The following is a 14272-nucleotide window of genomic DNA, read 5'->3' on the forward strand; positions in this document are numbered from 1 at the left end:
TCACCCCGCGGCGGCCGCCGCCTCGGCGTCCAGGGCCTTGCGCAGCGCGGGCACGGCCGGGCCGGAACGGGCGGTGAGGGCGGCGATGCGCTTGCGGTGGCGGCGCCGCTCGCCGCGGGTGATCACGGTGTGCAGCCCGCCCGCCGCCGCCAGCGCCAGCGTCGCCGCGTCGTAGCTGTTGACGTGCGCCACCGGCCTGCCCCGCAGCGCCGACGACGCGCGCCCCCACAGGTCCTTGACCACCCGCGGGTCGCGGATCTCCACCTGTTGGACGGGGATCAGCCCCAGCAGGCGGCGGGAGCGCACCCGGATGTAGCCCTCGGCCTCCAGTTCGGCCTGCACCGCGCGGACCATCGCCCGCTTGTCCTTGCCCACCCAGTACTGCCAGCGGCGGGGGCGGGAGGCGCCGATCTGCGCCAGCAGCCCGTACGGGTCGTCGCCGGGGGTGCCGAGCTGCGGCCGCCGCTCGCCGACCAGCCTGCCGTCCAGGTAGAGCTCGGTCAGCGCGGCGGCGCGCAGCAGCGGGCCCAGCCGGCCGCGGGCCGTCAGCCGGCCGCGCTTGATGTCGTAGGCCAGCAGGTAGACCCTGCACGGCAGCGAGTCGGGCACCTTGACCATCGCTACTCCTCGTCCTCGCCCCCGGGGACGTCCCCGTCGTCGGTCTCGTTCCTGGCCGGGCGGCCCGGCCGCCGCATCCGGCCGGCGTCCCGGGGCATCCGCCCGGCCTCCTGCAGGGCCTTGCGCAGCAGGAACTCGATCTGCGCGTTGGTGCTGCGCAGCTCGTCCCCGGCCCAGCGCGCCAGCGCGTCGTGCACGGCCGGATCCAGCCGCAGCAGGAGCTTCTTGCGTTCCCTGGGCAATGGTCCGCGTCACTGGTAGAGGGTTCCGGTGTTGACCACCGGCTGGGCGTCGCGGTCGGCGCACAGCACGACCAGCAGGTTGCTCACCATCGCCGCCTTGCGCTCCTCGTCGAGGTCCACGACGTCGTCCTCCTCCAGTCTGGCGAGCGCCAGCTCCACCATGCCGACCGCCCCCTCCACGATGCGCTGGCGGGCGGCCACCACCGCGCCGGCCTGCTGGCGGCGCAGCATCGCCTGGGCGATCTCCGGAGCGTAGGCCAGCCGGTTGATCCGCGACTCGATGATCCGCACCCCGGCGGAGGCGACCCGGGCCTCGATCTCCTCCGACAGCTTGGCGGTGATCTCGTCGGCGTTCTCCCGCAGCGACAGCGTCTCGGCCGAGTCGTAGGGGAAGCTGCCGGCGATGTGCCGGACCGCGGCCTCGGCCTGGAAGGCCACGAACTCCACGTAGTCGTCCACCGCGAAGCAGGCCCGGGCGGTGTCCTCGACCTGCCAGACCACCACCGCGGAGATCTCGATCGGGTTGCCGTCCAGGTCGTTGACCTTGGCCAGGCCGGTCTCGTGGTTGCGGATCCGGGTGGAGATGCGGCGCCGTTCGGTCAGCGGGTTGACCCAGCGCAGCCCGTCGTTGCGGACCGTGCCGCTGTAGGAGGCGCCGAGCAGCTGCAGCACCCGGGCCTCGTTCGGGGCCACGAACGTCAGCCCGGCGCCCAGGAACAGCCCGGCGACGACCACCAGGCAGGCGGCCACCAGCAGCGGAACGCCCGCCGTGCCGAGCAGGGGGAGCGCGGCGGCGGCCGCCGCCGCGCCGCCGACGATCAGCAGCAGCGAGATCACCAGCATGGTCCAGCCGTTGCGGTCCCGGGCGGGGCGCTCGGCGATCGGCGGGGCGGGGATGGGGGTGTCGGTCACCGTCATCGGGGTCCTCCTCTGATGTATGGCACCAGACTAGCAAAGTGATATCACTTTTGCGCGCCGCCCTCCTGGGCATGTTGCTGGGACAGGCGTCTGGAAGGAGGGGTTCGTCCTGATCGATCGCCGATCGACGTCACATCGGTGGTTCCTCCCGGCGGGGTACGAGCATCACGGTGCGGATGGCAGGGTGAGAACATGTGCCGACTGTTCGGGATGACCACCGGAGGGCCGCGGGTCGAGGCGGCGTTCTGGCTGCTGGACGCGCCGCAGAGCCTGGCCGAGCAGAGCCGCCGGATGCCGCACGGCGTCGGGCTGGGCTGGTTCTCGCTGGGCGACGAGCCGGTGCGCGACCGGGCGCCGCTGCCCGCCTACGAGAACACCGACTTCGCCCGCGCCGCCCGGCACATCGTGTCGCACACGTTCGTGTCGCACATCCGGTACGCCTCCACCGGCGCGGTCAACGTGCACAACTGCCACCCGTTCGACATGTACGACCGGCTGTTCGCGCACAACGGCGTGGTCAAGGGCCTGGATGTGCTGGACACCTGGCTGACCGACGTGGACCGGGCGCTGATCGAGGGGCAGACCGACTCCGAACGGGTCTTCGCCTACATCACCGCCGAGATCCGCCGGCACGGCGACACCACCACCGGGCTGATCGAGGCGATCCGCCGCATCGCCGACTCGCTGCCCCTGTACTCGGTCAACCTCCTGCTGGCCGAGGCCAACAAGATCTGGGCGCTGCGCTACCCGGAGTCCAACGAGCTGTGGGCGCTGCCGCCCAAGGGCGCGGACGTGGGCGGATCGCACGGCGCCGTACGCCACCTGGCCTCGCCGCACGAGCCCGGGTCGGTCGATCTGAGCACGGTGGGCGGCCCGTCGGTGCCGGCGTACGTCGTCGCCAGCGAGCCGATGGACGACGACCCGGGCTGGCGGCTGCTGGAGCCGGGGGAGCTGCTGGTCATCGACGGGCTCAAGGAGGAGTCGCTGTTCCCGTTCGACCGGCCGCGCCACCAGCTCACCGAGGCCGACCTGACCGCCGCCGAGGCCGCCTCCCAGGAGCACGCGGTCTGACCGGTCTCCCGGGAAATGTCACCTCCGCCGGATAGTGTCGGGTCGACGTCTCGTAGATCGGGGAGCCATGGAACGCGAGCTGACCTTGATGGCGGTGCACGCCCATCCGGACGACGAGGTGCTCGGCACCGGCGGCGTGCTGGCCCGCCACGCCGAGGAGGGGATCCGCACCGTCCTGGTGACCTGCACCAACGGCGAGCAGGGGGACGGGCCGGGCGGGGTCAAGCCCGGCGAGCCCGGCCACGACGAGGAGGCGGTGCGCCGCCGCCGGCTCGCCGAGCTGCGCGACTCGGCCGTCCATCTGGACATCGGGCACGTCGAGCTGCTCGGCTACCGCGACTCGGGGATGGAGGGCTGGGAGGCCAACCACGCCCCCGACGCGTTCGCCAACGTCCCGGTCGACGAGGCCGCCCGCCGCCTGGCCGGACTCATGGAGCGGTACCGCCCGCAGGTCGTCGTCACCTACGACGAGCGCGGCGGCTACGGCCACCCCGACCACATCCAGGCCCACCGCATCACGATGGCGGCGGCCGAGCTGACCGGCATCCCCGACAAGCTGTACTACACCGCCGTCCCCCGCGAGGGCGTCCGGGAGATGTTCGCCCAGGCCCGCGAGCTGGGCATCGACCTCGGCGGCGACGAGGAGCTCCCCGACGACTTCGGCGTCCCCGCCGACCAGATCACCACCACCGTCGACGTCGGCGCCTACGCCGACCGCAAGCGCAAGGCCCTGCAGGCCCACGCCAGCCAGGGCGACAGCATCTTCCTGCTGCGCCTGCCCGAGGAGGTGCAGCTCCTGGTCTTCGGCACCGAGCACTTCATCCGCCACCCCACCTCCCGCGTCCAGCCGCCCACCCCCGAGACCGACCTCTTCGCCGGCCTCCGCTGACCCGCGTCCGACCCGCGTCCCGCACCCGCCGGGTCGTGGGGCGCGTCAGCGCGGGAGGAGGGAGGGCAGGTCCTGGGCGTGGGCCTGCAGGTAGGCGGCCAGCGGGGCGGGGAAGAGGTCGATGGCCGCCAGCGCCTCGGGAGTGCAGGGGACGCGGACGACGTCGTAGCCGCCCTTGGCGGGGTCGTCGAACTCGGGGCCGTGGCGTCGCGACAGGTCCAGCGAGATCAGGCGGCAGACGTAGAACGTGCTCAGGTAGTGCAGGCCCAGGCCCTGCTCGAAGTAGGAGAAGACCTGGCGGAGCGGGCCCGCCGTGGCCCCGAGCTCCTCGTCCAGCTCACGGCGCAGGGCCGCCTCGGGATCGGAGTCCTCCGGCTCGACCTTGCCGCCCGGCGTCGAGAAGTAGGGCTCCCGGCCCGGCTTGGTCCGGCGGAACAGCACCAGGTCGTCGTTCTCGTCGAGGATCAGCGCGCGTACCGCGTGCCGCTGCGGGTGCACGGGCTCCTCGTCCCGCGGCCGCGGCCGGCGCAGCACCAGCCGGCGGTCGAACCCGCCCCGTTCGGCGGCCTTGGCCCGGCGCATCCGGTCCAGCTCGCCGGCCGGCACGCCGTGCGCGGCGGCCAGCGCGTACACGACCTCCAGGACGTCGGCGAGCTCCTCCGGGTCGTCGGCCGCCGCGTACTCGCCGGTCTCCTCCAGCAGCTTGGCCCGCAGGAACGCCCGGTACTCGCCGTCCGCGGCGACCCGTACGTCCGGACGGCCCCCGGCGGACTCGATGATCTCCGGGATCCGGTCCCGGACCAGCTTCTCCATCGGCCCGCCGCGCCGTGACCGGGACCCGGGCACCGTCCCGCCGCGCCGTTCCAGCGCCTGCATCCACTGCGCGGCGACCGCGGCGACCTGGACCAGCTCGGCCCGCAGCCGCTGCGGGTCCCGCTCGGCGAGCGCCGCGAAGACCGCCTCGAGCAGGACGTGCCGCCAGGTCGGCCCGCCCTCGGAGGCCGCGGCCGCACGGTCCCGCCGGGCCGTTTCGGCCTGCCGCCGCCAGGCGTCCCCGGTGCCGTCCGGGAGGTCCTGCACGCCCCGGGTCTCGTCCTGCGCGGCGCATTCGGCGGCGACCTCCGTCAGCGCCCGGCCCAGCGACCCGCGCACCCTGCCGACACTGTTCATGGCCCCACGCTAGCCACCGGAGGGGACGTTCGCGTCCGGTTCAGCGGCGCGGGCGGCGCCTGTGCCGGACGGCCCGGGACTTGCGGCGGGCCTGCCTGACCAGCGCGTCGAGACGGTGCCGGGCCTGCGCCCGGGACATGGTGGGGAACCGGACGGGCAGCCGGCCCGCCAGCGCGGGCGGCATCCGGACGGTGCCGTCCTCGGCCACGGTGACCTGGTCGTCCGGCCAGTCGCCGAGCAGGATCGCAGAGAACGCCCCCGGATGGCGGGCGAGCAGCGCCTTGACGCGGCCGGTCTCCCGCTCGCAGTCGGCGACCAGCAGCAGCCGGGGCTCCCGTCCCGTCGGCGCGGAGTTGTCACGGATGCTCAGCTCGGTCTCCAGGTAGGCGAGCGCGGCGTCCAGCGTGCCGGGCAGGAAGAGCCGGTCGAGGGGCTCGTCCAGCAGTTCGTCCTCGGCCAGCCCGAACAGCACCGTCGCGTCGGCCCGGGGCAGCACGACCAGCACCGGTTCGCTGGCCCGTTCCAAAGTCGCCAACGTGATCATCCGGACGGCGCCGGTGACCCCCTGCCCGCTGAGCGCCAGCACCGGGACGGCGAACGGGTCGGGCACCTTCGTGTAGGAGACCGGGGCGACCGGCGCGGGCAGCGGCGGAAGCGTCAGCGTCCCGCTCCCGGACGCCGCGGCCAGCGTCCGCTGCCGGACCGTCAGCCCGATCGCCGCCACCGGGAGCAGCAGCATCAGCAGACCCAGCAGCGGCATCGGCGGAAGCGTCAGCGGCGCCTTCTCGACGATCGCCCGGGGCGGCGCCGGAACGCTCGGCGTGCCCTGCGGTCTCGGCGGCGGGACGGTGTGCGACGGCGCAGGCCGCGGGATCCGCTTCGGCCGCTGGGTCCGGGGCGGCTCCGGCGCGGCCGGTGCGGCCGGTGCGGCCGGTACGGTCACGGCGCCCTCGTCACGGTCCTGCGGAACGTCGCCGGGCTGCGGCATCCCGCGCTGCGGCGGCCACCACTCGCGCGGGAGCCGTCCCCGGCGCCGGTAGTCGGGCCCGTAACGCCGGTCGTCCCACGAGTCGCGCTGCGGCGAACGCCAGACCTCCAGGCACGCCTCCTCGGCCCGGGGGCCGAACATCCGCCCGAACTCCTCGCACCTGTGCGGCCGGTGCTCCCGTTCCTGACGGGGATCGGCATGGGCGGGCCGGACGTGGACGAGCACAAGGGCGGCGGCCAGCACCGCGAACACCAGCGACCCGCATCCCCACCCGAGGGCGCGGCGGATCCACCCGGTGCCTGTGGCATCTGCGATGAGACGGTTCATCATTCCCTGTGGTGGCGACAAGTAACCGTGAGAGCGCTGATCGTACACACCATGAGACGCTCGGAACCCTCACTTGGATTACTCCCAGCGACCACCCCGCCACGCCGCACCCTCTTCGGGTGCCGCGCCCCACAAAGTCCGGCCTCCACGCCGGTGAGCGTGGGGCGGGACGCGAGCCTTGGACGTGGAAACGGCGGGTCAGGCGGGAAGCCCTGCGCGGTCGGGGACCACCCGGGGAAGGGCGCGGAGCCAGCCTTCCAGGTCGGCCGGCCACCAGCGGCCGGCCGACAGATGGGCGAGGGTGCCGGCCACCTGGGCGATGGAGGCGTGGGCGGGGACCACGCGGGCGGGGGCGGCGCCGGCCAGCACACCGAGCCACCAGTGGCGGCGGGTCGGGGGCATGTTCTCCGGATCGAGGACCACGTAGTAGTCGGGGAGCAGCAGGCGTTCGGCGCGCAGGTCCGCCAGGGTCTGCTCGATGACCGTCTCCAGCGTCCCGGTGACTCCGGCGCCGTCGAAGAAGTCCGCCCACGCCTCGCCGACGTCGGCCAGCGGATCCGCGTCGTGCACCACGTACGTCGCGGTCGTCCGGGTGATGTGGTCGGTGAACTCGGCCGGCGTGCGCTCCCCGCGTGCCAGGGCCCGTACGTTGTGCAGGCCGTCGAGCCCGGAGATCACGTCCTTCGCGCCCTCACCGGCGATGACGACCACGGTGCTGGACAGCCGTCGCATGCCCTGCAGTCTAGATCCGCGTGCGGGGGACGGCCGCGCGCCCGGACCGGTGCGCGCGGCCGTACGCCTGTCGCCGGGAGACCGCGTTCATGACGGCGCCGTCACCCGGCGACCGCTCAGGTACGGAACGGCCCGGTGACGCAGTAGGTGATGCCCCCGGACGAGGAGCCCGTGGTGCCGCGCTGGGAGGAGAAGTACAGCCGGTTGCCCGCGGGGTTGAACGCCGGGCCGCAGATCTCCGACCCGCTCTGCCCGTTGATCCGCAGGAACACCGAGATCCTGTCGTCCGGGGTGATCATGCAGATCTCCATGTTCCCGCCGTCCTCGGCCACGTACAGGTCCCCGGAGCGGGAGCCGGTCACGTTGTCCACCCCGGTCAGCGGCGGCGTCCCCGGGCTGACCAGGCTGTCGTCGTAGGCCAGCTCGTAGGTGCCGGAGGCGAGGTTCACCTGCCAGACCCGGTTGTCGCCCTTGGTGGTGAACCACACCGTGTCGTTGGCGTAGTAGCAGCCCTCGCCCCCGTTGAACCGCTTGGCCCCCGACACCTGGTTGCGCGTGGCGGTCGGCGACCCGTCCGGGTCCGGCACCGTCGCCCAGGTGAACGACCCCGAGGTCCCCGTTCCGGCGCGCAGCACCTGCAGGGTCCCCGAGGACAGGTCGCCCCAGGTGGTGGGCACGAACCGGTAGAAGCAGCCGTCGCTGACGTCCTCGGTCATGTAGATGACGCGCCGCACCGGGTCCGCGGCCGCCGCCTCGTGGTTGAACCGCCCCATCGCCGGGCGGACCACCGCCGTCCCGCCGAACGGATAGGTCTCCCACACCCGCCCGTCGTTGACCTCCTCGCACGACAGCCAGGTGTTCCACGGGGTGGCGCCGCCGGCGCAGTTGCGGTTGGTGCCGCCCAGGATCCGGTACGCCGAGGTGACGGCGCCGCTGGAGTTGAACCGGATGGCCGACGCGCCTCCGGCCCCGCTGCCCATCTCCGAGTTGGACACGTAGATCCAGCCGGTGCCGTCGGCGAAGCAGGCCCCGCCGTCAGGGGCGCTGTGCCAGGTGTACGACGTTCCGGGGACGACCTGCCCGGACCGTGCCACGACCTGGCTGGTGAACCCGGCCGGCAACTGGATCCCGTTGGCGTCCGCGGGCTGCAGGGGGCCGTAGGGGCTGGGGGCGTTCTGGGCGGGGGCGGCGAGCGCGGCGCCCTGCCACAGGCTTCCGGAGAAGGCGACGGCTCCGGCCCCGGCGATCGAGGCGCGCAGGAAGGTACGGCGTTCCATCGAGATGTCTCCTGGGGGTGCGAGAACGATCCGGTGCCGCGGCTCCGCCGACTGTAAGAAGGCACGGCGAACGCCCCGCCGCCCACCTGATGAACGCTCGATGACCCGCATGTTGCCGTTCTCCCTTTTGCTGTCCCATATTCCTGCGGGTCAACTCCCCGGTGGTGTCTGAAACCGGCTTCGTTCGCTTTCTCCGCACCTTTGGGGGAACGGGCTGTACGGTTTTCGGTGGGGCCTCAACGTCATTTAACGCTGGATGTGCACGGCCCGTCGCGGCAAGGCGAGACCGCCGCCTTGCGGGCACGATGCCGGGCACGGCGCCGGCAGGTGGCATGACCTGCGACCGGTGAGGCGACCAGGGCGAGCGGTCGCGGCGACGCCGGTGAGGCGACTGTGTCGTCCAGGGGAATTGACCTTGCAGGCGGCCTCTGCGAGGCGGGAACGGCGGCCGGATGCCGATGCCCGCGACGGCCTCGCGCGGCGGGGCGTTTCGCGGTTGCCGGACGCTTGTCCACAGAATGGCATTCCACTTTTGGTGCCGGCGCGAGGGGCCCACGATGGTCGGTGAATCCCGCACGGAAAGGACCGAGCACCATGACCGAGACCGCATCCCGCACCGGCTACGGCTTCGCGCAGTTGGCGGCCAGGATGCAGCTGGCCCGCTGGCAGTTGCGCCTGGCGGTCGAACGGGGACTGGTCCCGCCGCCCGACGGCGAGGACGGCCGCTGGTCGGCCGCCGCGGCCGCGGACCTGCCGCCCCGCGCCGCGCACATCCGTTCCGTCCTCGGCGAGGACCCGCCGATCGGAGCCGTCAAGGCCGCCGAACGCCTCGCCGTCCGCGTCGGCCTCGACGTGGAGCCCGCCGACGTGGAAGTCCTCGTCGTCTCCGGGGAACTGCCGGTGACCGGCCGCTACCAGGGCCGTCCGCTGTACGCCCTCCACGACATCGACGCCCTCGACCCCGACCGGGTCACCGAGATCGGCGCCGCGCGCAAGGGCCCCTGCTTCGACACCGTCAGCGCCAAGGGCGCGGCCGCCCTCCTGGGCTGGACCAAGGAGGTCTTCACCCGCATCGCCGGGCAGCGCGACCTGCCGATCGACCAGCTCGGCCGTTACCCGCTCGCCGACGTGCGCGCCCTCGCCGGCGACGAGGACCTGCTGGCCGCCGTGGCCGCCGAGCGGGAGCGCCTGGCCCAGGAGGCCGACCGCCGCGAGGCCGCCCGCACCGAACAGACCATCCGCCACTGGCTGCGCGACTGCACCGACTACCTGAACACCCCCACCGCCGCCCCACCCGACACCGCCGAACTCTCCCGCGCCCTCCGAGCCCACACCGCCGCCCGCTCCCGCCTCACCGCCGCGGGCACCGCACCCCCCACATGACCCGGGAGCGGTGGGGCGGATGTTCCTCGGTTTCGGCGGGGCGCGTTGGTCTTGTCGATGACTTGGGGTGGTCCGAGGAAGGATGTAGGGGAAGTGGTTGAAGAATCATCGGCCGGGGCGGCATGGTGCTCTTCCATTAACAAACTCCTCCCTCGGCTCATCTTCGGAAGAGTGTGCCGGCGGAGTTGAGCCTGCCGGTGGAATCGTTCGTATTGTGAAGTGCATCAACAACGGGGTCGTTGTCCGGTTGAAGGGCCCACTCCAGTAGGCTCAATGGCCTCAGCGCCGTCACTTCCGGCGATGACGCATGACTTCGGGGAGCTCGCCATGCCGCAGGACGCGACGATCACCGCCGCCGACATCGCCCGGCTCGCCGGGGTGGGCCGGGCCGCGGTGAGCAACTGGCGCAAGCGGCACGACGACTTCCCCGAGCCGGTGGGCGGCACCGCCACCAGCCCGGCGTTCTCGTTGCGGCAGGTGCGCGACTGGCTGGCGGCGCAGGGCAAGCTGAAGGAGTCCGCCGACGACGAGCACATCTGGCAGGAGCTCCGGCAGACCGTCGACGACGTCAAGCTCGCCGACGCGCTCGGCCATGTCGGCGCGTTCCTGCTGTTCCTGCGGCGCGATCACGGCACCTGGCGGGAGCTGGCCGCGGGCACCGACGCCGAGCTGGTCGAACGGCTGCCGTGCGCGGTGAACGAGGCGGTCGCGGGGCTGCCCGGCGGCATGGTGTTCCCGGCGGTCGTGTCCGCCGAGTACGCGTCCCTGATCCGGCGCCTGGCCACGCTGGCGGACCGGCGCGGCGCCCTCGGCGCGTTCGAGTTCCTCCGCGAACGCTATCTGGACCTGCACAAACGGCGGATGTACGAGACCCCCGCCGAGGTGGTCGCCCTGCTGGAGAAGCTGGCCGGACCCGACGTGCGCACTGTCTTCGACCCGGCCTGCGGTTCGGGGGCGCTGCTGATCGGCATGCTGGAGCGCCGCCGGCCGCCGGCCGGCGTGCTCGGGCAGGACTGCGACGAGACGGTGGCCCGGCTGACCGCCCTGCGGCTGGCCCTGCGCGGCGCGGACGCGCGGATCGAGGAGGGCGACTCGCTGCGCGACGACCGGTTCGCGGACGTGCAGGCCGACCTGGTCGTCGTCAACCCGCCGTTCAACGACCGCAACTGGGGCTACGACGAGCTGTCGGCCGACCCGCGCTGGCAGTACGGGCTGCCCCCGCGCACCGAGTCCGAGCTCGCCTGGGTCCAGCACGCGCTGGCGCACTGCCGGCCCGGGGGCCTGGCGCTGGTCGTGATGCCGCCCGCCGCCGCGGGCCGCCGCGCCGGCCGCCGCATCCGCGCCCAGCTGCTGCGCCGCGGCGCCCTGCGCGCGGTCATCTCCCTGCCCCAGGGGGCGGTCCCCAACATGGCGGTCGCCCTCACCGTCTGGGTGCTGCGCCGTCCCCTGCCGGACGAGCGGACGCCCGGCCAGATCCTCATGATCGACACCTCCGAGGCCAAGGAGGACTTCGCCGCACCGGCCGCCGAGCTGTGGCGCAGGTTCTCCGCCGACCCCGAGGCCGACCTCGACCGGCCCGGTCTGGGCCGCGCCGTCCGCATCATCGACCTGCTCGACGAGGAGGTCGACCTGCTGCCGGCCCGCCATGTCACCCGGCCCCCGGCGGTGCCCGCGATCGAGCAGGTCACCGGGCTGCGCACGGAGGTCGTACGGGCCCTGGAGGAGCTGGGCGGCCTGCTGCCCGAGGTGCGACCGGCGCAGGACGGCTTCGGCAGCCCCCTGGTCACGGTCGCCGAGATGGCCCGCATGGGCATGCTCGAGATCCTGGGGCCGCCGGCCACCGCGACAGCGCAGCCCTCCGCCCCGCCCACCGCGACGGAACGGCCCGCGGACTCCGGCGGGCGGACCGTCCTCACGACCGGGGACGTGACGAACGGCGCCCCGCCGAGCGGGGACGCGACGGACCTCACCGAGCACATCCCCGTGCGCGCGGGCGACGTGGTGGTGCCCACCACCGCCCGCGAACCCGTGGCCCGCGTGATCACCGAGGACGGCGCCCTGCTGGGCCGCCACCTCATCCTGCTGCGCCCGGACCCCGACCGCCTCGATCCCCACTTCCTGGCCGGGATGATCCGCGGCGCCCGCAACCACAAGCACTACTCGGTGCTGTCCTCCACCTACCGCATCGACGCCCGCCGCGCCGAACTCCCCCTGCTCCCCCTCTCCGACCAGCACCGCTACGGCGAGGTCTTCCGCCGCTTGGAGGAGTTCCGCACCACCCTGCACCGCGCCTTCCACCAGGGCACCGCCCTGGCCGCCCTCATCACCGACGGCCTGGTGGACGCCAGCCTCCACCCGTCCGCCTGACCGCCCCGACCCGGTCGGGCCGTGGGCGACCGCCACATGAAGCTGATCTGTGGAAGGACCACCTTCATGCGGGTTCTGCGTCTTCTCGTTTCACCGCAATCGATACGGCGTGCCGCAGACCCCGCCCCGGCTCGGCCGCACACCGTCACCCCGCGTCACTCGGAATGGCCCGGCGGCGTTGGTGATCTCCTTTCAACTGCGTTCGCGCCTCGGACGAAACTCAGTCCACAAGCGCGCCGCCGGACAGGTTGACAACTGTTCCGGTCATGGCTCCGGCGCGATCCGAAGCCAGGAACGCGGCCGTCTCCGCTATCTCGGAGAGCGTGGGCAGCCTTTTCAGAAGCGTCCCCTGCACCATCCCCCCGGCCTCGAGGAATTCCTGGACCGACTGCCCGGCCGCTGCCGCGGACTGTTCGAAGAGGTCCTTGGTGTAGGAACCGGCCGCCGGCGCATCGATGACGGCGTGTGGACGGATGTCGACGACCCGGATGTTGCCGGGTGCCAGCTCCGCGGCCAGAAGGCGCGAGAACGCCTCCTTGCCGGCCGAGCTCACGCCGTGCCCCAAGATGCCGCCCACGGCCAGTTTGGCGCCCGGCTCGGACAGCGTCAGGATGACGCCGGGACGCTCGCGGCCCATGTGCCGCGCCACGGCCTTGCTCGTGATGAACAGCGCCCGCAGAAAACCGTCGATCGGCCGCATGAACTCCTCCAGCGAGAGGTCCGCCAGCAAAGTCCCCTGGTCGTGCATGACGCTCACGGCGTTGAGGGCGATGTCGATGCCGCCGGCCGTCGCCGCGATCGCATCGGCGTGCTTTTCGACCGCCTGTTGATCGAGAACGTCGACCTGCGCGGTCTCGGCCGTTCCGCCCGCGGCGGCGATGTCGCGCGCCACGGCGTCGAGCTTCGCCTGCGTCCGCCCGGCGATGAAGACCTTCGCGCCTTCCCGGGCGAACACCCGTGCGATGGCTCCGCCGAGGGCACCCCCGCCCCCATAGATCACAGCGTTCCTGTTCTCCAGCAGCAAGCCGCTCATGTGCGTCCTCCAGGTGATTGATTTTCTTTGGTTACGCAGGCTCGGGGGGCACGTCCGTCGCCGCTGCGGGCTCTGTCGCGTCCGCGATCACCGGAGGCTTCGGGAAGCCGGCGGTCCAGGCGACCGGGATGGAGATCACCGCAATGATCGGGCCGCCGAGGGTCGCCGGATGGGTCCGGTGATCTCGGCGTGGACATGTGGCCGCCCCATGATCCGTCCTCCCCGTGCGCCGGGCGGCCCGCGTCGAGCGCCCTCATCGCCGTCCTGGGTCCGGGACGGCTGGTCGAGCGACGGTAACCGCGTTTGGTTGTAAAAGTCAACTATGCTTGGTTGCAATTAACAATCAAGGGCTGTGGTAGTTTCGGATCAGTTGGAGGAGGAGGGCGGTCATGCCGACCAGCCGTAGCTATCGGGACTCATGTGGGATCGCCCGGGCCCTCGACGTCGTCGGGGAGCGATGGGCCCTGCTGGTCGTCCGCGAGCTGCTCCTGGCGCCTCAACGCTTCTCAGAGCTGCGGCATGCTCTTCCCCGCGTCAGCTCGAACCTGCTCGCGGACCGGCTCCGAGAACTCGAGCACAACGGGGTGATCCGCCGTGGACCGGCGTCGGGGGAAGGCCCGCGGGTCTACGAACTGACCGAATGGGGCCGGAAGCTGGAACCGATCCTGCTGGCTCTGGGCGACTGGGGCGTCGACGCCCCGCAACCCCCGCCGCCGACCGCGCTCAGCGCCACCTCCGTGCTGCTCTTTCTGCAACGCGCCGCTCGCCCCGACCCCGCGGCGCCGCCGACGACGTGCCGTCTCGAGCTCGACGGCCGGGTGTGGACGGTCCGCCTGGAGTCCGGACGGGTTCAGGTGCGGCCCGGTGAACCTGCGACGGCGGCCGTCTCGCTCCGTACGGAGCCCAAGACGCTCAGCGCCCTGCTGGCCGATCCGGCCGAACTCGCAACCGCATGCGCCGACGGCAGTGTGGCCGTCGTGGGAGATCTGTCGGTCGTCGATCGGCTGCTGCACGCGGTCGCCGACCCGTGGCCCTCCGGCGATCAGACGACCGCCTCCCAGGAAGCGCCGTTCAGAGGTGACCGGTCCCCGCACCCGGTGGATCTCCAGTCCGGTGACGGTGCGTAGAAGTTCGGGGAACTCGCCCCAGGCGTCCACGCCGGCCGGCATCGAGGATCTTCCCGTTGGTCAGGCGGGTCTTTCCAGGAGTTCATTCCCCATCCGCAGCCGACAAATTTCGTTCTCGAGTCCTTCACGT

Annotated in this window: 13 protein-coding genes; 5 read left to right on the forward strand and 8 right to left on the reverse strand. The window is 72.6% G+C overall.

What is annotated here, in order from left to right; all coding sequences use genetic code 11:
- Genes HNR21_RS18250 through HNR21_RS18260 form a run of 3 tightly spaced genes read right to left on the reverse strand, consistent with a single transcriptional unit; the run spans position 1 to position 1778 of the window.
- A complete protein-coding gene (locus HNR21_RS18250; protein WP_119731040.1) occupies positions 1-618 on the reverse strand; it encodes a GOLPH3/VPS74 family protein in 618 nt (205 codons plus the stop codon).
- A gap of 2 nt (positions 619-620) precedes the next feature.
- Positions 621-860 carry a type II toxin-antitoxin system antitoxin gene (locus HNR21_RS18255; RefSeq protein WP_119731039.1) on the reverse strand — a complete coding sequence of 80 codons (240 nt, stop codon included), beginning with the start codon at positions 858-860 and terminating at the stop codon, positions 621-623.
- A 9-nt stretch (positions 861-869) separates the two neighbouring features.
- The gene (locus HNR21_RS18260) at positions 870-1778 is read right to left on the reverse strand and encodes an SPFH domain-containing protein (RefSeq protein ID WP_182706129.1); all 909 of its coding nucleotides are present in this window, start codon (positions 1776-1778) and stop codon (positions 870-872) included.
- A 192-nt stretch (positions 1779-1970) separates the two neighbouring features.
- Here HNR21_RS18260 and HNR21_RS18265 point away from each other — a divergent pair, with 192 nt between their 5' ends.
- Both HNR21_RS18265 and HNR21_RS18270 read left to right on the forward strand, forming a co-directional pair.
- Positions 1971-2849, forward strand: a complete 879-nt coding sequence (locus tag HNR21_RS18265; RefSeq protein WP_119731037.1) for a class II glutamine amidotransferase — start codon at positions 1971-1973, stop codon at positions 2847-2849.
- Between the two features lie 67 nt (positions 2850-2916).
- Positions 2917-3738: a PIG-L family deacetylase gene (locus HNR21_RS18270; RefSeq protein ID WP_182706130.1), complete on the forward strand. Its 822-nt coding sequence runs from the start codon at positions 2917-2919 to the stop codon at positions 3736-3738.
- 45 nt (positions 3739-3783) lie between these two features.
- Here the strand turns inward: HNR21_RS18270 and HNR21_RS18275 are convergent, their stop codons facing one another.
- The 4 genes from HNR21_RS18275 to HNR21_RS18290 form a co-directional block, all read right to left on the reverse strand.
- Positions 3784-4908 carry an NUDIX domain-containing protein gene (locus HNR21_RS18275; protein WP_182706131.1) on the reverse strand — a complete coding sequence of 375 codons (1125 nt, stop codon included), beginning with the start codon at positions 4906-4908 and terminating at the stop codon, positions 3784-3786.
- Positions 4909-4948: 40 nt separating this feature from the next.
- Positions 4949-6223 (reverse strand): hypothetical protein, encoded by a 1275-nt coding sequence (locus tag HNR21_RS18280; RefSeq protein WP_182706132.1) that lies wholly within the window; start codon positions 6221-6223, stop codon positions 4949-4951.
- 198 nt (positions 6224-6421) lie between these two features.
- The gene (locus tag HNR21_RS18285; RefSeq protein WP_119731033.1) at positions 6422-6955 is read right to left on the reverse strand and encodes a hypothetical protein; all 534 of its coding nucleotides are present in this window, start codon (positions 6953-6955) and stop codon (positions 6422-6424) included.
- Between the two features lie 116 nt (positions 6956-7071).
- Positions 7072-8232, reverse strand: a complete 1161-nt coding sequence (locus tag HNR21_RS18290) for an alkaline phosphatase PhoX (protein ID WP_119731032.1) — start codon at positions 8230-8232, stop codon at positions 7072-7074.
- Positions 8233-8826: 594 nt separating this feature from the next.
- Between HNR21_RS18290 and HNR21_RS18295 the strand changes: the two genes are divergently transcribed.
- Together HNR21_RS18295 and HNR21_RS18300 are read left to right on the forward strand one after the other, a co-directional pair.
- Complete coding sequence (locus HNR21_RS18295; RefSeq protein WP_182706133.1) at positions 8827-9615, forward strand: hypothetical protein; 789 nt, start codon at positions 8827-8829, stop codon at positions 9613-9615.
- 300 nt (positions 9616-9915) lie between these two features.
- Positions 9916-11982, forward strand: coding sequence for an N-6 DNA methylase (locus tag HNR21_RS18300; RefSeq protein WP_246442234.1), 2067 nt, complete (start codon positions 9916-9918; stop codon positions 11980-11982).
- A gap of 220 nt (positions 11983-12202) precedes the next feature.
- Here HNR21_RS18300 and HNR21_RS18305 read toward each other — a convergent pair whose 3' ends face one another.
- Positions 12203-13015: an SDR family NAD(P)-dependent oxidoreductase gene (locus HNR21_RS18305; protein WP_182706134.1), complete on the reverse strand. Its 813-nt coding sequence runs from the start codon at positions 13013-13015 to the stop codon at positions 12203-12205.
- Positions 13016-13404: 389 nt separating this feature from the next.
- On the opposite strand from HNR21_RS18305, the gene HNR21_RS18310 reads away from it, so the two are divergent.
- Positions 13405-14142 (forward strand): winged helix-turn-helix transcriptional regulator, encoded by a 738-nt coding sequence (locus HNR21_RS18310; RefSeq protein WP_182706135.1) that lies wholly within the window; start codon positions 13405-13407, stop codon positions 14140-14142.
- Positions 14143-14272 lie beyond the last annotated feature (130 nt).

Origin of the sequence: Thermomonospora cellulosilytica, from assembly GCF_014138835.1 — a bacterium.
Classification (GTDB): Bacteria; Actinomycetota; Actinomycetes; order Streptosporangiales; family Streptosporangiaceae; genus Thermomonospora; species Thermomonospora amylolytica.